This window comes from Dielma fastidiosa (assembly GCF_000313565.1).
GTDB classification, from domain to species: domain Bacteria; phylum Bacillota_I; class Bacilli_A; order Erysipelotrichales; family Erysipelotrichaceae; genus Dielma; species Dielma fastidiosa.
The window spans coordinates 138448-162124 of record NZ_HE578927.1 but is presented as its reverse complement, the minus strand read 5'-3'; the positions used below and the strand labels follow the sequence as shown (position 1 = coordinate 162124).

The following is a 23677-nucleotide window of genomic DNA, read 5'->3' as shown; positions in this document are numbered from 1 at the left end:
GAACGGCGATGAAAAGCAGCGAAAAAGAAATAAAAATGATTGATGATATTATTCAGCTTGTTGGCGGTGTGGATAATATTAATACAGTTATGCATTGTTCAACACGTTTGCGCTTTACTTTAAAAAAGGAAACAGCAGCGGATGTGGAAGCGATTGAAAAGATTGAAGGGGTATTAGGAGCACAGTGGAAAGCGGGACAACTGCAGGTAATTATTGGTCAAAAGGTTGGCCGCCTGTATAATGAATTAATCAGCCGTTATAAAATAGAAGCTCAAGGTGAAGTTCCTGATGATTATGGTGAGAAAAAGAAATTCTCATTTGCGATGATTTTAGATTTTTTAGCGGGTTGTTTATCACCATGCCTGCCTTGTATTCTCGGCGGTGGTTTATTAAAGGGGTTGATCAGTTTATTTGTCATGCTGAGTATCTTAACTCCAGAAACAGGCTTTCATACACTGTTGACTATTCTCTCTGATGTACCCTTTTATTTCCTGCCATTTTTGTTAGCAAGTTCAGCAGCTAAAAAATTCGGTACTGATCAGATGATGGCAATGGCTGTCGCTGGTATGTTGATGTATCCAACGGTAATCAACAATGCGGGTTCATCTATTTCAGTGCTTGGCCTGCCGATTACTTATGTTAAATACTCAGGTTCAGTGATTCCAATCATTTTATCCGTATGGGTTTTGAAATATGTTTACAAATGGGTGAATAAAGTGATTCCGGATACTATGCGAATGCTGTTTGCACCAGTTTGTATCTTTATTATCATGGGTATTGTCAGCTTGGGAATTACCGGCCCAATTGGTTATTATTTAAGTTCATATGTTGCGATGGCAGTTAATTGGCTGTTTGCTTTTTCACCGGTGGTTGCTGGCTTTGTTGTTGGCTTTACCCGTCAATTTATCGTTTTCACTGGTATGCATCTAAGCTTGACTTCAATTATTCTCTCTAATATTGAAGTATATGGTTACGATCCGCTGATTGCCATCTATGGTATTAGTGCTTTAGCTGTATCTGGTGCAGCTTTCGGTGCTTTCTTCAGATTAAAGAACAAGAGTAATCGTCAGGTTGCTTTATCTTCAGGAATCAGTGCTTTACTTGGTATCACTGAACCAGGCCTTTACGGTGTGCTTGTACGTTTTAAGTGGCCGTTTATGGCTGTTTCTATTGCCAGCGGTATTGGCGGCGTTATCAGTGCCTTATTAGGAGGACATGGTTATACAGTATCTACACCTTCGGTAATTACCTTATCTATTTTTGAGGATACGATGCCAGCGGTAGCATTAAGTTATGCGGTAGCATTTGTCATTGCCTTTGTGTTAACATATATACGTCCTATTGATGAAACAGCTGCTAAGAGTGAAAAAGCACTGGCGGCTGAGAAAAAACTGGTGATTAAGGTTGAAGCATCACCGGCTGATATTTGCGCACCGGCTAAGGGTACAATGATCGAATTAAGTGAAGTAAATGATAAAACATTTGCCAGCGGTGTAATTGGCAAGGGAATGGCAATCATACCTTCTGATGGAGACTTATATGCACCGGTTGACGGCGTGGTGGCAATGATTTTCCCTACTCAGCATGCGTTGGGCTTTACAACTGATGATGGTAAAGAAATCTTAGTTCATATCGGTTTGGAGACAGTTGATCTTAATGGAGAAGGCTTTAATCTTGAGATTAAGGCTGGTCAGCAAGTTAAACGCGGTGAGCGAATCGGCAGTTTTGATTTAAGCTTGCTGAAAGAAAAAGGCTATGATCCTACAATCATCGTGGTTGCAACACATAATGACAGTCAGATTGCAACACAGGCCGCAGGTAAAGTTGAAGCCAAGGATTTAATGTATACAATTAATGCCTAAAAGAAAGCAGGTGACAGGATGAGGGCAGGTTACGCAAGAGAAATAATTAATCCGTTTTATCCTTGTAAAATGGAAGGATATAATGAAGCTAGATTCTGTTTTAATCAAAGTGAGGAACAGAAGGCTGCAAGCGGTGAAGGCTTGAGAACGGCCTATGGACAGCGTGATGATCTGTTAATGGATGTGCTGTGTATTGAAGCTAAAACAATGTTGGTTTTTATACAGCTTGATATTTGTATTGTTGAAAGAGAATTTGCTGACTTCTGCCGTGAGGCTTTGTCTTGTGAATTTCATTTGCGTCGGGAACAGATTTCCATAGCATGTTCACACACGCACAATTCACCTGTTGTTTCTCATGGTATGGCTTATGATTTGAAACCAGATCTTGAGTATTGGGAATTGATTCGGAATAAAATGATATTGGCTTTGCGTCAGGCAATAAGCAAGCTAGAGGATGTGAGTGTTTGTTTAGATCAGCATACAGTCACTGGTTATTATAATAATCGGAATCGGCCAAATGATGAGTATTATCGCTATTGTGATGAAATTCGAATCAGTGCGGGTAATAAGCCTATTGTCAAAATTCTGAACTTGGCTTGCCATCCTACAATTCTTGGTGCCCAGAATATGCTGATCAGTGCAGATTTCTTTGGTGTTATGCGCAGATGCTTACAAGGAAATGACGGCTATCCGGTTATGATTTTCAACGGTGAAGCAGGTGACAGTTCACCGCGTTTACTAAAAAAAGGTGTGGACTGGCAGGAATGTATCCGTTATGGTGAGGGTATTGCTGATCAATTGATGAAGCCATGTGCTCAGCGAATGGTTGAGGTCGATGAAGTTGATGTGAAAGAAATTGTTTATCACATTGATTATGAGCCGCAAAAGAATGCGTATCTGCTTAATCAAAAGCAGAAACTGGAAGCTGAATTGGAAACGCTGAGTCCAGAGAGTGATCGTTACCATCGGATAGATACATGCTATCTTTATGATGTTAAAGATAAACTCAAAAAGGATCATATCCATTATGAGACATTAAGCTATATCTATGATTTTAAAGCTTTCAGGATAGTCTGTGTCCCTTGTGAAATTGATACTGTATTAGGTGCGAGACTTCGCTATGCGGATGAAAAGCCTACTTATCTGTGTGCATATAGTAATGGCTTTCACTATTATGCAGTTAATAAGGATGAATATGGAATTGTTTTTGAATCATATAATACTTATTTTCCTTATGGTGCAGCTGATGAGATGGTGGATATGATTCTTCGTGAATATAAATAAAAAGAAAAAGAGGTGCGGTTATGAATCTATTTGATGCAGTAAAACTAAAGGAAATACCTGAACCTATTATATCTAAAGCTGAAAAACCAGTGATGCTGAGTGATGAAACAATGCAGGAAAGAAAAGCTAAGCTGCTTGCTAAAATGCAATCAGAAAAACTAGATGTGATGCTTATTTATGGTGATCTTGAACATGGGTCTAATTTTGAATATTTAACTGGTTTTCTTCCTCGTTTTGAGGAAGCGCTGCTTGTCGTGCATAAAAATGGCACAGCGTATTTGCTGCTTGGCAATGAAAATTTGAATAAGGCGAGTATTTCCCGAATCAAAGCAAAGGCTGTTCATGTACCGTACTTTTCTTTGCCTAATCAGCCAATGCAGGGTGAACGATCACTGATTGATTGTTTTAAGGAAGCAGGCATTCAAAAGGGAATGCAGCTTGGTGTTGTTGGCTGGAAAATGTTCACGAGTCAGTTTAATGATAATACACAGCTTTTTGATCTCCCTTATTATATTGTTCAGGCACTTGAAACTTTAGTAGGCAGAAAGAATCTGATGAATCGATGTGATTTGTTTATTGGCGCAGAAGGAATTCGAACGATTAATAACGCTAATGAGCTTGCCCATTATGAATTTGGATCTGCTTTAGCGAGTGATGGTATGCTGGCGGCTATGAATATACTCGCGGCAGGTGTTTCAGAAATGGAGCTTGGGCAGTGCCTGAATCGTTATGGCCAGCGCAACAGTGTTGTTACGATCGCTGCTGCCGGAGAACGTTTCGTTAAGGCTAATCTCTATCCCACTGATAATCAGGTTAAACTAGGTGACAAGATTTCTTTGACAGTGGGTTATAAGGGTGGTTTAAGCAGCCGCAGCGGTTATGCACTGTATGATGAAACACAATTGACAGTTCCCTATTTAGATGGAATTGCCAAACCTTATTATTATGCGGTTGCTGCATGGCTTGAAAACATCCAGCTTGGAATGAGCGGGGATGCAATGTACCAAAAGATTGAGCAGGTGTTGCCTAAGCATAAATATCATTGGCATTTGAATCCTGGGCATTTGTGTGCGGATGAGGAATGGCTGTCATCACCGATTTTTGAAGGCTCAGCGGCTTCTTTAAAAAGTGGAATGCTGCTTCAGATTGATATCATTCCAAGTGTTGAAGGATTGGGCGGTGCCAGCTGTGAGAGCGGAATCGCTTTAGCGGATGCAGCGCTGCGTAACCAGCTAAAACAAGAATATCCAACCCTATATGAAACTTTCATGAAGCGCCGTGCATATATTAGTGAAGTGCTGGGTATTCATCTGCATCCAGAAGTGCTGCCGATGAATGATACAGTTGCTTATTACCGTCCGCTCATGCTGAATAAAAAACTAGCTTTTGTAAAAGAGTAGACTCCCTTCCGGGAGTTTTCTTTTGCGAAGAACAAGTTTCACGGCTGTTTTTCTTTTTTGCTTATGCTATAATAACATTATTCGTAAACAGTATGGAGCACAGATATGCGTAAGAAAGATGGATTTACATTAATAGAATTAATCGTTGTCATTGCCATTCTTGGTATTTTGGCACTTTTTTTAGTACCGTCTTTTATCGGTTATGCCCAAGATGCGAAGAAAGCCGTTTGTGATAGTAATCTAACCTCAATCAACCGTGCTTATCAGACTAAGCTTACCAGACTTGGCAGTGATGAAAATTATGATTTACTGAATGAGGTACTAAATAATAAGAATGAAGAATATTTCTCAACTGTGCCTAAATGTCCTGACGGCGGCAGCTACTTAATTGAATCATACACAACTGATTCAGGAAAAACTGCCTATCGGACAAAATGTACGATTCATTCTAAAACAACTTCGACAATTCCAGTTCAGATTTTTGACCAAATGAAAGATTTGATGGATAACCCAGATAAATACAAACAATTTAACCCTTACGGAAGTGATAAGGATATTAATGATTGGCAGTTAAACAGCAATGATCAGGTACGGGCTATCTTAAAAAAAGCCAATGGCGGGAAATGGCCGACACTTATCCTTGATGGAAGTGATACTGTTTATTATGTACAGCCTTATATGGATACATATAAATCAGAGACAACAACACCAAGCGGCCAAAAGTATGTCTATGCGTCGACAGGTGAAAATTGGTTTGCTTCGCTGATTTATGACCGTGACAGCGGCAAGTGGTATCAGCCGTCTACAAAAAATCAGACAATCTTAATCGCTAATAAATCCTATGATACTGTTAAAGAAGAAATGGAAAAGCTGCACTGGGTAGAAGCTAACCCTGTGATTTCCGGAGAAATTATCATGCCATAACGAACAGACGCGTAATCTGTTCGTTTTTATGTTAGACACAATTTCACATTCATTTTTATTCGATTTTAGCACTTTATTGTTGACAGTGCTAAAGATTCGGTATATACTGTTAGCAGTAAGAAGGGTTGAGTGCTAGAAAGGAGCGGTGAATATGGATCAGCTAACATTCAGACAGACGAAAGTATTTAAAACCATCGTTGATGAATTTATTCGTACCGCTGAACCGGTCGGCAGTAAAACATTACTCACACTGCTTGATTTCAACTGCTCATCAGCGACGCTGCGCAATGAAATGGCAGCGCTTGAAGAAATGGGCTTGCTTGAAAAAACACATACATCTAGCGGCCGCATACCTTCTTCTAAAGGTTATCGGTATTATGTTGATAATCTAATGGAAAAGCAGCTTGATCAGAAGGTTGTCAATGCCTTGCAGACCGTCTTTGATGCCCGCAACATGAGCATCGATGAGGTAGTTCGGCAAAGCTGTGATATTCTCTCACAGATGACAAATCTGACAAGTGTGGTTCTGGGACCTGAATCAAGGTATCAGACCTTGCAGCATATCTCGCTGATTCCAATCAATGAACGCAGTGCAGTGGCAATATTTATTACCAATCATGGTCATACAGAAAATAAAACCTTCCAATTTGAAGATAATATTTCAATGAGTGATATTACCACCTGCTGCAATATATTGAATGAGAATTTGTGCGGTATCGCGTTAAATGAAGTTGTTGAAAAAATGAAAGAGATTGAGCCGTTGCTGGCAGGCAAGGTTAAGCGGCATGAAATATTGTTTGAAGCCTTTGTCAATGCCTTTGTACGGTTTGCCAGTGATCAGGTTTATCTGTCAGGACAGAAAAATATGCTGTATCAGCCGGAATTTGCCGATATTGAAAAGCTGAAGCAGCTGATGTCAATGCTGGAAAACAGCAGTCTGTGGCGTCAGATTGGTTATGGCAATGAAGAGATGGCAATCAGGATCGGTACAGATAATCGTGAATTAATGAATATTGATGATGTTTCTGTCATATCCAGCAAGTTTAAGATCAATAAGGACGAGGAAGGTCAGCTGATGGTAGTTGGACCTACACGTATGCCTTATAATCAGGTTGTTGCGCTGATGGAATACATGAGCCAGCAGATTGAAAAGATGTTCAACAACGAATAAGGAGAATAAAATGGACGAGAAAAAAACAGAAGAAAAGCAGACATGCGAAGCGGCGGCTGAGGAAACTAAGCCAAACGTTGAAGCCGAAGCCTGTGAATGTGAATGTCATGAGAAAGCTGAATCTTGTGAATGTGAATGTGAACATGAAGGCAAGGGTCACGGACATGGCAAGAAAAAAGAAATTGAACGGCTGAAAGCGGAAAATGAAGATTTACGCAAGGAATTAGACGTAGCCAAGAATGCTTATTACAAGGCGTACGCAGATACTGAAAATGCGAAGCGCCGGCTTCAGCAGGAATTTGATACTGCTAATAAATATAAAATGCAGAGCTTTGGTAAAGAGATTCTGCCTGTCATTGACAATCTTGAACGAGCATTGATCGTCAAGAGTGACTCAGAAGATATCAAGACTTATGTCAAGGGTTTTGAAATGATCTACAACCAGCTGATCGAGCTTCTGAAAAAAGAAGGTATCACTGAAATCGAAGCGAGTGATAAGCCGTTTGATCCAAACTTCCATCAGGCACTGATGCAGGAAAGCCGGGAAGGCGTGGAAAGCGGTATGGTATTGGAAGTATTACAAAAAGGCTATATGATTAAAGATCGTATTTTAAGACCAGCGCTTGTAAAGGTAAGCGAATAAGGAGGACACACATTATGAGTAAAATTATCGGTATTGACTTAGGTACAACAAATTCATGCGTTGCTGTTATGGACGGCGGCGACTGCAAAGTTATCACAAACCCAGAAGGAAACAGAACTACACCGTCAGTAGTTGCTTATAAGAACGGTGAGCGTATCGTTGGTGATGCTGCTAAACGTCAGGTAGTAACTAATAAGGATACGGTTTCTTCAATCAAACGTTTAATGGGTACGAATGAAAAAGTAACTCTGGAAGGTAAGGAATATACACCGCAGGAAATTTCTGCAATGGTTCTTCAATATTTGAAATCTTATGCAGAAGGATATCTTGGTGAAACAGTTACTAAAGCGGTTATTACGGTTCCTGCATATTTCAATGATGCTCAGCGTCAGGCAACTAAAGATGCTGGTAAGATTGCCGGTCTTGAAGTTGAACGTATTATCAATGAACCGACTGCTGCTGCATTAGCTTATGGTATTGATAAGACAGATAAAGAACAAAAGGTTTTAGTTTATGACTTAGGCGGCGGTACATTCGATGTATCTATCCTTGAATTAGCTGACGGTACATTTGAAGTATTATCAACTTCAGGTGATACACATCTGGGCGGCGATGATTTTGACAACGTTGTTGTTGATTGGATGGTAGATTCTTTCAAGAAAGAAAATGGCATTGATCTGCGTTCAGATAAAATGGCTATGCAGCGTTTAAAAGAAGCTGCTGAAAAAGCGAAGAAAGATTTAAGCGGTACAGTAACAACACAGATTTCATTACCGTTTATCTCAGCGGGTGCTAATGGTCCGCTGCACTTTGAAGCAACATTAACAAGAGCTAAATTTGATGAAATGACTAAATCATTAGTTGAACGTACAATCATCCCGGTACGCAATGCGTTAAGAGATGCCGGTTTGACAAAGAATGATATTCATCAGGTATTATTAGTTGGTGGTTCTACACGTATTCCAGCTGTACAGGAAGCTGTTAAGAATGAATTAGGTAAAGAACCAAATAAATCAGTAAACCCAGATGAAGCCGTAGCAATGGGTGCTGCTATCCAGGGCGGTGTTATCAGCGGTGATGTTAAAGACGTATTATTGCTGGATGTTACACCATTATCATTAGGTATCGAAACGATGGGTAATGTAATGACCGTATTGATTCCTAGAAATACAACAATCCCTACAAGTAAATCACAGATCTTCTCAACCGCTGCGGATAATCAGCCGGCAGTAGATATTCATGTATTGCAGGGTGAAAGACCAATGGCTAACGATAACAAGACATTAGGTATGTTTAAGTTAGACGGTATCGCACCGGCACGCCGCGGTATTCCTCAGATTGAAGTTACTTTCGATATTGACGTTAACGGTATCGTACACGTATCTGCATTGGATAAAGGTACTAACAAGAAACAGTCTATTACGATTTCTAACTCTTCAGGTTTAAGTGATGAAGAAATCGAACGTATGGTTAAAGAGGCTGAAGAACATAAGGCTGAAGATGAAAAGCGTAAAGAAGAAGCTGAATTAAAGAATAAGGCAGAAGCTTTCATCAACCAAATTGATACTTCAATCGCTGAAGCCGGTGACAAGATTGACGCTAAGCAGAAGGAAGAAACAATGAAACTTCGTGATGAACTGCAAAAAGCTCTTGACGAAAACGATATGGAGTCTGTAAAATCTAAGCTGGATGCACTTGAAAAAGCTGCACAGGCTGCCAGTGAAGCAATGTATCAGCAGCAGGCACAGCAGGGTGCTGACGCTGGTTCCGCAAATAACAACGATGATAACGTTGTGGATGCTGATTTTAAAGAAAAGAACTAAACAGTTTATAGAAACACGAATTCTAGCCATCGCTAGAATTTCGTGTTTAACGAGTGAATAAAGGTCAAGGGTGATTCTATGGAAAAAAGAGATTATTATGAGGTGCTTGGACTCAGTAAGGGTGCAAGTGAGGCTGAAATAAAAAAAGCATACCGTTCCCTGGCGAAGAAGTATCATCCTGATGTGAATAAAGAAGCAGGCGCCGAGGAAAAGTTTAAGGAAATTAATGAAGCCTATGAGGTATTAAGCGATCCTCAAAAGAAAGCGAATTATGATCAGTTTGGTCATGCGGGCATGGACGGCGCCTTCGGCGGCGGTGCCGGCGGTTTCTCAGGCGCTGGTTTTGATGATTTCAGTGATATTTTTGGGTCTTTCTTTGGCGGTGGAACATCTTCACGCCGTCAGTCTACAGGCCCGCGCAAAGGCAATGACCGCTTCATGCAGATGCGGATTGATTTTATGGACGCGGTATTTGGCAAGAGTGAAGAAATTACGCTGGAAGTGGATGAACAGTGCAGTGAGTGTTTAGGCAGCGGTGCGCGCAGCAAAGACGATATTCAGTCATGTTCAAGATGTAACGGTACAGGTCAGATTCAGCAGCAGTCAAGAACCCCATTTGGTGTATTCATGACAAACTCCATCTGTCCGGAATGTAACGGTACGGGTAAGCAAATCAAGAATAAATGTCCGAAATGCCATGGCCGCGGCTATGAGCATAAGCGTGTTAAGCTGGAAATCAAGATTCCGGCAGGGATTCAGTCCGGTCAGCAGATCCGTGTAGCCAATAAAGGCGAACGGGGTACTAACGGTGGTCCAAATGGTGACTTATACATTGAAATCAATGTAAACCGTCATCCTAATTTTGTTCGTGACGGCAATGATATTCGTATCTCGGTGCCAATCAGCGCTGTTGATGCGACATTAGGCTGCACTGTTGATGTGCCAACCGTTTATGGTGATGTTGAATTGACGATTCCAGCCGGTACTCAGCATGGTACTCAATTCCGTCTGCGCGGTAAGGGTGTTAAAGCTCCCCGCGGCGGTCAGGGCGATCAGTATGTAGAAGTAAAAGTGGAGATTCCAACGAAGCTGTCTCGCGAAGAAAAAGAATACTATGAAAAGTTAAAGAACAGCAAGACAAGTGAATCACCATTTGATAAGTTTAAGAAAGCATTTAAGAAATAGACAAAAACCTCGGCATTTGCTGAGGTTTTTATTTTGGATTTTAAGGAAATTTAGTAAGCTGAAGTTATTGCTTTTTCATCTGCCGCAAAAATAAAAAGACAGCAGCTATAATAGCTATGACAGTATATCCGGCTACCCACCATATATGAGGAAATATACCCGCATAATTACCACTAAAAACGGCCCTTTCAAGTTCTACGGCATGAATAAACGGCAAGGCATTTGCAATTGTTTTAAAAGTACCGCCTACCAGTTCAACATCAAACCAAATGCCAGAGAGCCAGGCGGACAGGTTTGTTAAAAGAGCACCGCATATACCACTCACTTGTTTCACGGTTAATACACTTCCGCAGATTAAGCCGAGGAAAATATAGAATAATGCGACAGGGATAGCAAATAAAACAGCATAGAGAATTGTAATTTGAGGCTCCAAGCCAATAAAAATTGCCGCAATATAACAAATAACACACTGCGCAATTCCAATCGGTAAAAGCGGCAATGCATATGCGAAAATAAAATCAGACGATGTTAACGGCGTTGTGTATAGTCTTTGCAGTAATGCACTTTCTCTGTCTTTTGAAATAAGTACCGCTGAAAACAAGGTCATAAAAGAGAGTCCGAATACAGTAATGCCAGGCGTTAAATGATCAAGCTCAAACATAGGGACAGGGATGTTTGATTGAATGGCTGTAAGCAAAACGATAAGCACAAGAGGGAAGCCTAAACCGAAGAAAAGATTTAGAGTATCACGCAAAATTTCCTTAGCTGTTCTGCTTGAGAAAATTAGAAATCTCATAATTTTACTGCCTCCGTTACGATTGCTACAAAAGCATCCTCAAATTTTTCTTTGCCTGCTGAAATTTTAATTTCATCTGCTGTACCAAGGGCTAACAGTTTTCCGTCTTTCATTATGCCAATACGATCAGAAAGGATTTCTGCTTCTTCCATATAATGAGTCGTCAAAGTAATGGTTATTTTTCCTTTTAGGGCACGTATAGTATCCCATAAATCACTTCTAGCAAGGACGTCTAGTCCCAAAGTCGGCTCATCAAGAAAAAGTATCTGAGGTTCACTGATAAGCGCCATGGCTATACTTAATCTACGCTGCCAACCGCCTGACAGCTTGCCGGCTCTTTTATTTAAAATAGCAGATAAATCAAACTGATTAGAAAGTTCTTTAATTTTTGACAGTCTTTTTTCCTTGTTAAAACCATGGATTCCACACATTAATTCAAGATTTTCTTTGACGCTCAAATTAGGTGCAACAGCGGTTTCCTGCGGAGAAACACCTATGATATTTTTAACCTTGTTGGTATCCGTAATGATACTGTTTCCGTTTATTAATGCATCACCGTGATTGGGTTTTGTAAGACAAGTAAGCATTTTTATTGTGGTTGTTTTGCCTGCACCATTTACACCCAGCAGCGCAAATAATTCCCCTTGCTCTATGGCTAGATTAAGATTGTCTACAGCTGTCAAGTCTTTGTATATTTTTGTAAGCCCTTCTGTTTTAATGGCATACATATTTATTTACCTCCCGTATAACGGTATTTTAATCCTTCATATGCATCAGTGAGCGCCTTGTTTATAAATTCGATATCCCAATCCAAATAGGATGTTGCTACCATGGTTGCAATACCGTGAGCATAAATCCATGCTTCCATGTGGAATAGAAAGGCATCATCTTCATTTATTTTAAGATTGTTCATAATAATCGTAAGAATGGGACGAAGCTCTTCACGATTTTCTTCCAGCTTTTCACCTGTCCTGTCACGCATGAAGAGCAGTTTAAATAATTCCTTTTCTTCTTTGGCAAACTGAATATATGCTATACCGCTTGCCTTGTATGGAGGATATTTATTATCTGTCATACTTTTTTGCAGGAAAGATTGATAAAGCTTATCTGCGGCTTTTATAACCTCTTTTTGGACTTCCTCCATATTTTGAAACAAGCCAAAGATAGGCTTTGCAGATGAACCAAGTTCTGCTGCTAATGATCGTGCAGTAAGACCTGATGAACCATTCTTTCTTACAACATTTACCGCGCTGTCAATAATTTGTTCTTTTGTGAATTTGAATTTAGGTGGCATAGAATTTCCTCCTTTGTTGAGAAACGAATGTTACGCAACTTATGTTTCTTATTCTATCACTGCTCTTCACTTCCGTCAACCCATTTCAGGAAATAGTTATAATTATCTTGGATAGAATTTGATTTCAGTCGTTGATTAATAACATATTCTTATTCTTCCATCAACATGATATAATATGTTTGAGATATATGTTATAATATATCAAGGTCGCAGCTCATTGCGGGAGGTTAAGGTATGCAGAGTAAATGGACGTCTAATTTTTTATATGTAATCGCTGGTTCTTTTTTATTTGGAATGGCAGTTAATATATTTGTGGTTCCCATGCATGTATATAATGGCGGAATCATCGGTATCGCGCAGATTATCAGAACACTGCTGACGGAAATCTTTCATCTTGAATTTAATTTTGATATTGCCGGTATCATTAATTTTCTGTTGAATATCCCTTTATTTTTAATCGCGTATAAAAGTATATCTAAAAAGTTCTTTGTATTGACGCTGCTTTCAATCATCGTTCAGACAATTACTTTTTCCATTGTGCCGATTCCTGAAACAGCGATTCTCAAAGATCCGCTGACCAGCATGATCATTGCCGGATTGATTGGCGGTTATGGGACAGGCTTATGTCTGAAAGCCGGCGGCAGCGGAGCGGGTGCGGATATTCTCGGTGTCTTTTTCGCGATGCGTTCTAAAACCTTTACGGTGGGCAGGCTTTCAATCGTCATCAATGCTCTCGTTTACACCTATTGCGCCTTTGCTTTTTCCTTTTCAAACGCGATCTATTCCATTATCTATGCGGTAGTATTCGCGCTGGCGATGGATAAGATTCATACCCAAAATATCATTGTAAAGGCAATGGTGATCACCAAGCATCAAGAAGTCAAGCAAAAGGTACTGACTGAGCTGGGCCGCGGTGTTACAAGCTGGCAGGGCATGGGTGTATATACGAATGAAGAGACGGATGTATTTATTACCATCCTTTCTAAGTATGAGGTGAGCATGCTGAAGCAGTGTGTGTTGGCATTAGATCCCAACGCTTTTATCATCTTAAGTGAGGGAAATGAAATTGTCGGCAATTATGAAAAACGATTCTGAACAGGGATGAAAATATAACATGTCATAATAAGATGGGTGATTCACCTGACATTCAGCGGCATATCAAGGCAGCTGTTATGTTGGGTGGTCTTTTTTTTAATCATATTTCAGTATCAGATGCGTGAATTTTATAGCTGAAGGGTTATAAATCGCTCAATTTATCCATATATAGTAGTGATTCAGGAGGTTTTTACAATGAATATATAAAATGATCGATGAATTTGATAGTATATCTTGACAAACTAGATATAACAAGTTAGTATATAGTTATAACAAGAGACAGGAGGTGTTATAACCATGATCATGTATGATATTCACGGACATATGGGAAAAACAAGTTCAGGGGATCTTAATTCCGCTGATGATCTGATCAAGGATATGGATCATTATGGAATTGCTAAGATTGGCATCAGCAGTTTATCCGGCACGGTGAACCGGATTCAAAACGATTTAGTTTATGAGGCTCATCTTCAATATCCTGATCGGATTTATCCCTATGCTTTCATTAATCCAAAAGCGCCGGACGCGCTGCAGGAAATTGATTTATGCCTCGGTGAAAGAAAATATAAGGCAGTTAAATTTCATTCCTGGAAGAATGGCTATTACGCAGATAATACACCGCAGTTAGAGGAAGTCCTCACACGCATCGAACAATATGGCGTTCATGTTCAGACCCATGTCGGTACCAGCCCTTTAAGTACCCCCTTTGCCTGGATTCGCTATGCGAAAAAGCATCCTAATCTAAGGTTTGTATTCACACATATGGGCTGCCGCGAGTTTGCGTACAGCGTCATTGAAGCGGTTCGTGATATTCCTAATATTTATCTTGAAACATCTGTAGTGTATGAGGCGGATGTGCTTAAAAAGGTTAAGGATTGTGTTGGTTCTAAACGCATTGTATTTGGTACAGACTGGCCGTATAAATCAGTGGAATGTGAAATTCAGAAAATTTATCAGATGGGCTTTACGGAAGCTGAGCTTGAGGATGTATTCTATAAAAACGCGGAGCAGTTATGGACCATAAAGGGAGGAAGTAAAAATGAACATTAATGTCTTCAGAATTGATGATCGTCTGATTCATGGTCAGATTGTTACCAAATGGATCAAAGACGCGTCAGCTAAAATGATTATGGTTGTTGATGATAAGGCTGCTGGTGATAAAACTCAGCAGATGATTCTGAAATTCGCTGTACCATCAGGCATCAAGCTTGAAATATTAAGCAAGGAGGATGCCGTGAAACGGGTTAATGAGGATCAGAGTAATACGAATGTATTGATGCTGGTCAGAAATCCTAAAGAAGCCAATGCTTTAGTAGAAATGGGATTAAAGATTGACCGCATTATTATCGGCAATATCTCAAATTCAAAATCAGAAGTCGGCAGAACAAAGCTGCTTGATTATATTTATGTCGAACCGGGTGATGTTGAAGCTATCCGCAGTCTTGACAGCAAGGGGATAAAGTTGGAAGTCAAGGCAATTCCTGAGGAGAAGGCGAAAGACCCTATTGAATTGATTAATAAAAAATTAGGATAATTGAAATTTAGACGAGGGAGGAAATACCATGTTTATAGAAGCATTATTAACGTCTATTATCGTTTGGCTTGGTTTCTTAGATAAAGCATTCCTGCATACATTCCTATATCGTCCGATCGTAATCGGGCCATTAGTAGGCTTAGTATTCGGTGATCTGACAATGGGCTTACAAGTTGGCTGCGCGGTAGAATTAATGTTCTTAGCTGTTATCTTCGTAGGTACCGCTATTCCGCCTGATGAAACAATCAGCGCCGGCTTGGCAACTGCATTAGCGTGCGCGACAGGAAGTGTTGAAGTCGGTATCGCAACGGCACTGCCAATTTCATTTGTCGGTCAGATTTTCCGTCAGACAAGAAATTCTACAATTTATGAGATTACTCAGCGTCAGGTCGATAAGGCCGCGGCTGAAGCTAATCCAAAGAAAGTAATTTTATGGACTTCGATTATTCCATCAGTGATTGAATATATTTGCTTTGGTGTACCAACCTTTGTTGGTGTCTATTTTGGTGCCAGCTATGTTCAGGCATTCATTGATATCATTCCGCCATGGCTGATTGATGGTATCGCAGCCGGCGGCGGTTTGCTGGGTGCAGTCGGTGTTGCCTTGCTGCTTGGTTCAGTTAAAGATAAAAGCTCTTGGCCTTATTTCTTAGTTGGTTTCCTGTTTGCTTCTTATTTAGGCATCAATATGATTGGTATCGCATTGATCGCGATTATCTGTGTAGGCTTGAATTTCTATGCGGATAAGAAAAAGAGTCAGGATGAAGAATTTGAAGCCAGTGATTATGAAGCTGAAAACGGTGATCGATCCTATTGTGTTGTCGAAAAGAAAGATTTGTGGCGTACATTCAAATATGCATTGGCCATTGAGAGCGGTAACTGTACAACCCGTCAGGAAGCAGATGGCTTCTTACAGGGGATGATTCCGGTTCTTGATAAGGTTTATGATGATAAAGAAGAACGCGCGAAGGCTTATCAGCGTCACTGTGAACTGTTTTTAACTGAAGGCCGTATGGCATCCTTCTGTATCGGTATCTCCTGTGCGATGGAAGAACGCAACGCTAAAGTCGGCGATATCGATGTTGATTCAATTAATGCAATTAAAGTAGCATTGATGGGACCTTTAGCCGGTGTCGGTGATTCACTGATTCACGGTACACTGCGTCCGATCATGGCGGGTCTTGCCTGTTCAATGGTTGCTGCCAGTAATTATATCAGCCCAATTGGCCCGATCCTGTTCTTTGCGGTTATGACGATCGTTGGTATGGGTGTTCGTTATTTCGGTATTTTTAAAGGCTATGAAGGCGGTTTGGCATTAGTGGCAAATCTTCAGGAAGGCGGTATGCTTGATCGTCTGACTAAATATGCAGGTATCGCGGCATTTACGGTCTGCGGCGGCTTTATTTCTGCGTTAGTTTATGTAACTTTAAATATCTCCTATACACAGGGTGATACGGTAATCGCTCTTCAGGAAGTATTAGATGGCTTAATGCCGAATCTGATTCCGCTGCTTTATACATTGTTGATGTATTGGCTGATCGATAAGAAAAAGGTTAACATTATCCTGCTGATGGTACTTACAATTATGCTTGGTATCGTTGGTGTATTCGTTGGTATTTTATAATAAGAAATTGGAGGTAGGTATATGGTGCTGGATTTTCATGCCCATCTTGACCGTGATCCGATCACCAAAGAATACGATGTGACTGGATTGCTTCAGGATATGGAAGAAAATAAGATTGATCAAAGAGTTGTGTCTACGTTTTATGGCGCGAGTATGTCTGCGGCCAATGACAAAATCATTGAGCTAGTTCGCCAATATCCAGATAAATTGATTGGCTGCGCAGTGATTAATCCTAAGCTTGATGATGCCGTTGAGGAAGTCAGACGAATCGCGGCTGCTGATGAAATTAAAATGATTGAATTTAATTCGCTGGAACATGGTTATCGGCCAGAGAAATTTGCCTATAACATTGAACCGATCTTAGAAATCTGTGAAGCAAAGGGATTGATCGTTAAGCTGTTTTGCGGACAGGGTTTCTACACAATGCCAGAGCAATGGGTTTATTACACCCATCGTTATCCAAAGGTACAATTTGTGATTCTGCATATGGGCGGCACTGATTATACGTATGGAACCGTTGATTTATGCAAAGAAGCAGGCACAGAAAATCTGATGCTTGAGACTTCGTATGAAACGGAGGTACCGGCATTGCATAAGATGTTTAAAGAATTACCGGTTGATAAATTCCTATATGGATCAAATTATCCAAGTAATTTTACTAATTTATCAATTATGAAATTCAATTCGCTGAATCTGTCTGCGGCTGCGATGGATAAAATCTTTTATCAAAATGCTGCGCAATTATTAAAACTGAAATAGGGGAGCGGCGCTCTCCTATTCTAATCATGAATCAAGGAGAAATATATGGAGAAGAATGAGGTTAGAGAACTGCTTCCCAAAAGCTGTTTAAAGGCTTTTGATGATATTGTAGAGGGCCGCTCATTAGGTGCCAGCAATCACATTAAAATGATATCCGCGATGTATGTGGATATCGCTGCTGAGAATGATGAAGTCATAGCCAGTGAAAAAATCAGGATCGTCGGTGATTTCTTTAAGGAAACCCGCGGCAAGTCCAGCTATGCGATCGTTTTGGCACTGGCGAAGATTGAAGCGAAGATAGAAGCGGGCAGCACTGCCTATGAAATGCGGGTAAAAGCGGCCAGGGATGCCTATTTTAATGAGGCTGAAGAAGATTTGAAGAAGCTGCTTACGTATACCCAGCGCTTAATGGCAAAGATGTCATGCATTATGATTTTTGATTACTCAAGTACAGTAGAAAAAGCTGTCTGTCAGGCGGATCAGAAACTGGTTGTTTATATCCCTGAAAGCAGGGTGATCAATGGCGGTTATCCTTTTGTTAAGGGAATCGTTGAGTCTGGTCATACGGTACATTTTATTCCTGATGCTTCCATGCTGTCAGTATTGGATAAGGTAGATGCTGTCTTTATCGGCGCAGAAACCTTCTATCCTGACGGTACGGCATTTAATACGATTGGTTCTGATATTTTAGCTGAATTATGTATGCTAAGACACGTGCCTTATTATGTGCTGACACCGCTGATCAAGGGGGATATCCGTGCTCGCTACGGCATTTATAAAGAAGTGCTGACCAAGGATCTGAAAAATGAACTAGCGGCGCAGTGGCCTGAAGAATTAAAAGAACGGGTTGCCTTTGAGTCAATAGAACTTGTCGGTGTACGCCCTGAATGTATTACAGCATATGTATGCGAAAAGGGAATACTGAAAACCAGTGACCTGTTTTCCATGATTTGTAAGGAGGAGATGCCATGTTAGATAAGAAAAAATTCCCACTGGCTCTGGTGATGATTCAGCCGCCGGCAATGCCGGGCAGTTATTTGAATGATGGACAGTCCTTTGACAGCATCATCGATACAGTTTTAGCGGAAGCCAGTATGATTGCGGAATTAGGCTTTGATGGTTTTATCCTTCAAAACATGCACGACGGCCCGATCGCCCAGCATGCCCGCACCGAAACCATCGCTTTTATGAGTGTTTTAGGTAACAAGCTGAAAGAGCAATTCCCGGATAAGGTTTTAGGCATTCTGATTAATTGGGACGGCATCGCTTCATTGGCGGTTGCGGAAGCCACGAAGGCTGATTTTGTCCGTGTCGAGCATTTGTATACGGGTGTAAGTATTGATTTAAGCGGCTTTATGTTTGGTCAATGCGCGGATATTTTAACCTTTAAGAAGCGCATCGGATCATCGATACCGGTTTATGCTGATGTTCAGGAGGTTAATGCCAATTATCTCTGTCCTGATCCAAAACCAAAAGCTGCGAAAACAACAATTAAGAGTGCCTTTGCGGACGGCCTATTCATGAGCGGCAAGGATAGTGAGGAAAGTCTTTCGTTAATCAAAGAAACACGCAAGACCCTGCCGGATGTGCCGATCTTCTTAGGCGGCGGTGCGACCGGAGAAAATGTATTTGAATTGCTGAAATATTATGATGGTGTTTCGGTTGCAACCTGGATCAAAAATGGCGATATGCGCAATCCAATTGATCCAGCAAGGGCTAAACAATTTCTTGATGGCTGTAAAAAAGCCCAGCAATGGCGTGAAGAACACAGAGAGGATAACTTATGATTGGAGTAATTTTATGTACGCATTCTGATTTTGCAAAGGGACTGCGAAATGCGGTAGAGATGATTGCCGGTGAACAAAGCTGTTTTGACAGTTTCTGCTTCATGAATGGTGATGATGTTGATGAATTAAGTGAGAAAATTGCTGCTGCCGCCCAGCTTTATATTGATCAGAAGATGCCTTTCTGCATCCTCGTTGATATGTTTGCGGCAACGCCTTTTAACGCATCATTAAAATATACTGCGGAGCATGGCGGTTATGTGCTTACCGGTGCCAATCTGCCGTTATTGCTGGAAATATTGACCAGCCGAGAATATTTTGATGGCGATGATATTAAAGCGTTCCTCAGCAACGCGCTGGACAGTGTAAAGGAAAGCATGCAGGTGATTGACGCCAAGGCAATGGCAGAAGAAGCATAACGGGTATTTAATTACCCGTTTTTCTTTATGAATTATGATCACTTCATCGAAAACTCGCTTAAATAGCTAAAATATCGGCATGAAAGGCGAATGATTGGTTGAATTAAGGGAACGTATCCTTTAAAATAATAGAGAGGTGAAGGGAATATCATGGAAAATAAAACGATACCATTATATATGGTAATTTATGAAGAATTAATTAAAAAAATTGAGGACTCCACCTATGGAGTTGGAAGTTATTTGCCTTCAGAATCAGAATTACAGGATATTTATAAAGTCAGCCGCATTACGGTACGCCGGGCGCTGACGGATATGGAACATGATGGTTATATCAAGAAAATCAAGGGAAAGGGTGCCGTGGTTCTGCCCAAGAAAAAATACTCTGACTTGTATGAGCTGACCGGTTTCTCTGAAGATGCGAAACGCGGCGGTGATGTACCGTCAAGTATTATTTTAAAATGTGAGGTGCAGCAGGCTTCGGTTTCCGTAGCTGGTTTTCTACAAATTGAACCAAATGAAGATGTTTATTATTTAAAGCGTTTAAAATTATTGAATGGCCGCATATCTGGTATCTTTGAAACATATATCACTCAGCGCTTGGGTTTTGTGATTGATACTGAAAAATTCGGTGCGACAACTTCTCTTTATGATTTTTATGAAAGCTGCGGGGTAAAATTAGGATCGGCTTCAGAAACGATTGAGGCAATCATGTCAACACCCGCTATCCGCAAGGATATGTTTTTGGATAAAGATGAGCCGATTTTTTACCGTGAACGAATTACTTATAATAATATGAATATACCGATTGAATACTCAAAGAATTACTACAAGGCAAACGGCTATAAGTATGTAGTGCGGCTGCATCGGTAGTTAATGAATTTAAAATTGATACTTAAATTAGAAAGATTGGCATTATTGAAAGAATAATAGTGTCAATCTTTTTTTGCGTGATAAAGAAAAAAATCAATCTATTTTATTTAATAAAGAATTTTTACGTAAAATTTGAAGATATTATTTTTGCATTATGATAATAATTTAAGCTATGATATAAGTTTTACTAAGCGCTACAACGAATATCATTTGCCATATTTTAATTATTAAAATAAAAAATTAAATTTTATATAGATAAAATCAGATTAAATTCAAAATTTTTTAATAAATAAGAGTGGACATATGTTAACTCTTATATAAATCCTGACTATTATCATACTGTGATTATAAAAGAAGGAAATCGTGTATATTAAAAATAATTGACGATTTATGTTAGAATTATCGCTAAATGCTCTATTGACATTATTTTTATTTTGTTTAAAAATTATAGAAACGGGAGAACTAATGTTATGAAAAAACTTTATTGCTTATTACTTACGTGCTTATTATCATTATTCTGTGTTGTTGAAAATTGTGCACATATTCATACAGATTATTGTGGGGAAAAGGGTGCAAATTGTACTCATCATCATATTCAGTTATTTGATGATGAAATATATGGCTATTAATCTATAAATGTTTATGAGAAATACTATTGGTTATCAAATTAAAAATTGCCGAAAATATAAGGGTTATTCACTACAAGCTGTAAGTGAAGCAACTGGTATATCATTTGTGCGTCTTAGTAAATTTGAACGTGGTACAGAAAAACCTACTGCACAAAACATAAATAAAATAGAAAATGTATTAATGGTGGATTTTTCTAATACAGATATTATTGACGATGAAATAAATGCGTTAATGGCTGAGTTTAAGGAATCTATATTCTATTTGAGAAATAATAATAATTATTATTTGGATTTGATTGAAAGCAATAGAGAAAGATATGTTATTAGTAGTAATTACTATAAAATACTCCTAATTGAATATATAGTTAATGTTTTAGCTAATTATGATGATGTGATCAAACTTGAGAATGAAATTGAAGCAACAATTAATCATAGTATGATAGATTTTCAATTGTTTATCGAATATAGAGCAGTAAGAAAGCATTCTATGAAGCAGTATGATTCAGCAATGAAGCTGCTTAAAGAAGCATTAATAATTGCTAATGACGAGAAAAATATGGGTATGATTTATTACCATTATGGAATCATTGCTCACAGCTGTGAGCAATATTTTGAAGCTTATGATTACTTAGTAAAAGCAAAATATATATTTGATAAATATTATTCATACTTACGCTCAGGTAAATGTGATTTACAAATCGGTAATATATATATAAGGTTAGGAAGATATGATCTTGCTTTAAATAAATTGAATGAATGGTTAAAAGCTTTAAAAGACACTAAAGAAGAACGAAATATTAAAGCAATAATATTTAGAAATATGGCATGGGTTAATATTTTAATGAGAGATCATGAAGCTGCTATTAAATTAATAAAAGAAGCAGAGAAATTAAGTCCTAAAAATGGTAATGCTATATTATATAAAATATGGTGTTTATATAAATTAGAAGATTATAAAAGTGCATATAAAGTAATATTGAATAATAAGCAATTAGAAAAGGACAAAATTTATCGGGACAGATTTATATTATTTAGTTATTTAGTTAAAGACCGTAATGAACATCCAAGAAAGAGAACACTTGATCAAGCTAAAAAGGTTTATGAACAATTTTTAATAGAGAAGAAGGCCGGTGTTTTAGATTTTTATCTTACTATTTTAATTGAGATTTTAGAAAAAAGTAATGAAACAAAAGAATTAATTTATTATCTAAAAATAAAAGCCAAAGTTTAATTAAGGAGGGATATCATGAACCGATATTTTTATAGTTTTCTTAAAGACATTTATATTATTGTATTATTTATAAGCTGTATGCTGAAACTTTCAAAAAAAGCAAACTTAATTTTGCTGGCAGTTGTGGATGGCATTGTACTGATATTAATTTTTACGTTTTTTGAGCCAAGCGATTTATGGTTTGTGATTGGCTGTGGAATTATTTCGCATTTAGAAGCCTTCTTCAATCGGAAATAGCCATGAAAAAGAAAATCCGGCGGCTATGTGCTATATTGGCAGTTTTGCTGATCATGATACTGCTCGTTATCGGCGTTAGAAAATATGCACACGAACAGTTTCTGGCCAGCTTTGAAATACTAACCAGAGAAGAAATGGAAGCGCAGCTTGTGGATTTGCCAAGTGAACATGTACACGGTGCCAGAAAATTGGACGATGGAACAGTCTATGCTTTTGAAAGAATAAAATATAAATTCACTCACCCAACGGCCGGTCATGTGGTCATCGTCTATTCCACCAATAGCGCTACACCTAGAGAAATAGTAGGATATTATTACGTGGATGCGGAAATCTTCTATCAGGAGATATATGTGAACGGCAAGTTTCTGATGTACGGCATCCAGCTGGGAATCGACTTGGAAGCCGCTCCATAGTTCACAAATTGTAATGCTTACAGATAAAATATGAACTTTAATATCTCTTGTGGGTATTTAATAATTAATTTATAATTATTATGCGAGGTTGATGAACATGAAAAAAATATTCTGGGGCATGCTGTTTGTATTTTTTAATTTTACTTTAACTTTTGGCAGTTCCAAATTGGGACTGATTCCTGATTTTGTCGGCTATCTGCTGATGCTGTCAGGGGTTGCTGAACTGCGCGGCGAAAGTGAATGCTTTGTGAAAGCAAAGCCGGCTTTAATCGTCATGACTATCATTTCACTGCTGTTTTATATCGCTGATTTTTTAGGCTTTGGCGATACAAACAGTGTGATATTAGTGATGATAATCAATGGCCTTATCGTAGCTGGCAATCTTTACAGCACTTACATGATTACCTATGGTATTAAGGAAATGGAAACAAACCGCCAAACAGATTTAGCGGCTGAACGGTTAATGTATATGTGGAAGGTACGGGCAATGTTTACAATATTGACTTATCTTGTACTCTTTATTCCAATCCTGTCACTGATCTGTATCATCGTATCTTTAGTATTTGCGGTTTTATATTTAATTGCTTTCAATCGGTCAAGAAAGCTGGTTGAACAATTTCAATTAGAAAGTTAATAATGAACAGGGCTGACAGCTGTCAGTCTTATTTTATGTTTAAGTATATTTTACATAGCTTATAAA

Annotated in this window: 24 protein-coding genes; 21 read left to right on the top strand and 3 right to left on the bottom strand. The window is 39.0% G+C overall.

Going from position 1 to position 23677, the window contains the following annotated elements:
* The first annotated feature begins 8 nt into the window (after positions 1 to 8).
* From DAHG_RS10640 to dnaJ, 8 genes are all read left to right on the top strand, one after another.
* The gene (locus DAHG_RS10640) at positions 9 to 1862 is read left to right on the top strand and encodes a glucose PTS transporter subunit IIA (protein WP_022938337.1); all 1854 of its coding nucleotides are present in this window, start codon (positions 9 to 11) and stop codon (positions 1860 to 1862) included.
* Positions 1863 to 1880: 18 nt separating this feature from the next.
* The gene (locus DAHG_RS10635; protein WP_022938336.1) at positions 1881 to 3146 is read left to right on the top strand and encodes a hypothetical protein; all 1266 of its coding nucleotides are present in this window, start codon (positions 1881 to 1883) and stop codon (positions 3144 to 3146) included.
* A gap of 20 nt (positions 3147 to 3166) precedes the next feature.
* Entirely contained in the window at positions 3167 to 4546 is a 1380-nt protein-coding gene (locus DAHG_RS10630) for a M24 family metallopeptidase (protein ID WP_022938335.1), read from the top strand.
* A 105-nt stretch (positions 4547 to 4651) separates the two neighbouring features.
* Positions 4652 to 5470, top strand: coding sequence for a prepilin-type N-terminal cleavage/methylation domain-containing protein (locus tag DAHG_RS22010; protein WP_022938334.1), 819 nt, complete (start codon positions 4652 to 4654; stop codon positions 5468 to 5470).
* Positions 5471 to 5621: 151 nt separating this feature from the next.
* Positions 5622 to 6641, top strand: a complete 1020-nt coding sequence (hrcA, locus tag DAHG_RS10620) for a heat-inducible transcriptional repressor HrcA (protein ID WP_022938333.1) — start codon at positions 5622 to 5624, stop codon at positions 6639 to 6641.
* A gap of 10 nt (positions 6642 to 6651) precedes the next feature.
* Positions 6652 to 7284 (top strand): nucleotide exchange factor GrpE, encoded by a 633-nt coding sequence (grpE, locus tag DAHG_RS10615; protein WP_022938332.1) that lies wholly within the window; start codon positions 6652 to 6654, stop codon positions 7282 to 7284.
* Between the two features lie 14 nt (positions 7285 to 7298).
* Positions 7299 to 9107 (top strand): molecular chaperone DnaK, encoded by a 1809-nt coding sequence (gene dnaK, locus DAHG_RS10610; RefSeq protein ID WP_022938331.1) that lies wholly within the window; start codon positions 7299 to 7301, stop codon positions 9105 to 9107.
* Positions 9108 to 9185: 78 nt separating this feature from the next.
* Positions 9186 to 10292 carry a molecular chaperone DnaJ gene (gene dnaJ / locus DAHG_RS10605; RefSeq protein WP_022938330.1) on the top strand — a complete coding sequence of 369 codons (1107 nt, stop codon included), beginning with the start codon at positions 9186 to 9188 and terminating at the stop codon, positions 10290 to 10292.
* 64 nt (positions 10293 to 10356) lie between these two features.
* Here the strand turns inward: dnaJ and DAHG_RS10600 are convergent, their stop codons facing one another.
* From DAHG_RS10600 to DAHG_RS10590, 3 genes are read right to left on the bottom strand one after another with little or no spacing between them, the layout of a single operon-like run.
* Positions 10357 to 11088, bottom strand: a complete 732-nt coding sequence (locus DAHG_RS10600) for an ABC transporter permease (RefSeq protein WP_022938329.1) — start codon at positions 11086 to 11088, stop codon at positions 10357 to 10359.
* A complete protein-coding gene (locus DAHG_RS10595; RefSeq protein ID WP_022938328.1) occupies positions 11085 to 11816 on the bottom strand; it encodes an ABC transporter ATP-binding protein in 732 nt (243 codons plus the stop codon). The genes DAHG_RS10600 and DAHG_RS10595 overlap by 4 nt, the downstream gene beginning before the upstream one ends.
* 2 nt (positions 11817 to 11818) lie before the next feature.
* The gene (locus DAHG_RS10590) at positions 11819 to 12382 is read right to left on the bottom strand and encodes a TetR/AcrR family transcriptional regulator (RefSeq protein WP_022938327.1); all 564 of its coding nucleotides are present in this window, start codon (positions 12380 to 12382) and stop codon (positions 11819 to 11821) included.
* A gap of 234 nt (positions 12383 to 12616) precedes the next feature.
* Between DAHG_RS10590 and DAHG_RS10585 the strand changes: the two genes are divergently transcribed.
* The 13 genes from DAHG_RS10585 to DAHG_RS10515 all read left to right on the top strand — a co-directional run bounded on the left by DAHG_RS10585 (position 12617) and on the right by DAHG_RS10515 (position 23611).
* A complete protein-coding gene (locus DAHG_RS10585) occupies positions 12617 to 13477 on the top strand; it encodes a YitT family protein (RefSeq protein ID WP_022938326.1) in 861 nt (286 codons plus the stop codon).
* A 297-nt stretch (positions 13478 to 13774) separates the two neighbouring features.
* Positions 13775 to 14527: an amidohydrolase family protein gene (locus DAHG_RS10575; protein ID WP_022938324.1), complete on the top strand. Its 753-nt coding sequence runs from the start codon at positions 13775 to 13777 to the stop codon at positions 14525 to 14527.
* Positions 14517 to 15011: a PTS system mannose/fructose/N-acetylgalactosamine-transporter subunit IIB gene (locus DAHG_RS10570; RefSeq protein WP_022938323.1), complete on the top strand. Its 495-nt coding sequence runs from the start codon at positions 14517 to 14519 to the stop codon at positions 15009 to 15011. The genes DAHG_RS10575 and DAHG_RS10570 overlap by 11 nt, the downstream gene beginning before the upstream one ends.
* A 28-nt stretch (positions 15012 to 15039) precedes the next feature.
* Positions 15040 to 16635 (top strand): PTS system mannose/fructose/sorbose family transporter subunit IID, encoded by a 1596-nt coding sequence (locus tag DAHG_RS21405; RefSeq protein WP_022938322.1) that lies wholly within the window; start codon positions 15040 to 15042, stop codon positions 16633 to 16635.
* Between the two features lie 21 nt (positions 16636 to 16656).
* A complete protein-coding gene (locus DAHG_RS10560; RefSeq protein ID WP_022938321.1) occupies positions 16657 to 17394 on the top strand; it encodes an amidohydrolase family protein in 738 nt (245 codons plus the stop codon).
* A 45-nt stretch (positions 17395 to 17439) separates the two neighbouring features.
* Positions 17440 to 18369 (top strand): IF-2B domain-containing protein, encoded by a 930-nt coding sequence (locus DAHG_RS10555; protein ID WP_022938320.1) that lies wholly within the window; start codon positions 17440 to 17442, stop codon positions 18367 to 18369.
* Complete coding sequence (locus DAHG_RS10550) at positions 18363 to 19181, top strand: BtpA/SgcQ family protein (RefSeq protein ID WP_022938319.1); 819 nt, start codon at positions 18363 to 18365, stop codon at positions 19179 to 19181. The genes DAHG_RS10555 and DAHG_RS10550 overlap by 7 nt, the downstream gene beginning before the upstream one ends.
* The gene (locus DAHG_RS10545; protein ID WP_022938318.1) at positions 19178 to 19597 is read left to right on the top strand and encodes a PTS sugar transporter subunit IIA; all 420 of its coding nucleotides are present in this window, start codon (positions 19178 to 19180) and stop codon (positions 19595 to 19597) included. Before DAHG_RS10550 ends, DAHG_RS10545 begins: the two co-directional genes overlap by 4 nt.
* Positions 19598 to 19747: 150 nt before the next feature.
* Positions 19748 to 20467 (top strand): GntR family transcriptional regulator, encoded by a 720-nt coding sequence (locus tag DAHG_RS10540; protein WP_022938317.1) that lies wholly within the window; start codon positions 19748 to 19750, stop codon positions 20465 to 20467.
* 642 nt (positions 20468 to 21109) lie between these two features.
* Positions 21110 to 22327, top strand: coding sequence for a helix-turn-helix transcriptional regulator (locus tag DAHG_RS19365; protein ID WP_022938315.1), 1218 nt, complete (start codon positions 21110 to 21112; stop codon positions 22325 to 22327).
* Between the two features lie 15 nt (positions 22328 to 22342).
* Positions 22343 to 22564 carry a hypothetical protein gene (locus DAHG_RS10525; RefSeq protein ID WP_022938314.1) on the top strand — a complete coding sequence of 74 codons (222 nt, stop codon included), beginning with the start codon at positions 22343 to 22345 and terminating at the stop codon, positions 22562 to 22564.
* A gap of 53 nt (positions 22565 to 22617) precedes the next feature.
* On the top strand, positions 22618 to 22977 hold the full coding sequence (locus DAHG_RS10520) for a hypothetical protein (RefSeq protein WP_146211895.1): 360 nt from the start codon (positions 22618 to 22620) through the stop codon (positions 22975 to 22977).
* Between the two features lie 97 nt (positions 22978 to 23074).
* Complete coding sequence (locus tag DAHG_RS10515; protein ID WP_022938312.1) at positions 23075 to 23611, top strand: hypothetical protein; 537 nt, start codon at positions 23075 to 23077, stop codon at positions 23609 to 23611.
* The last annotated feature ends 66 nt before the right edge of the window (positions 23612 to 23677 follow it).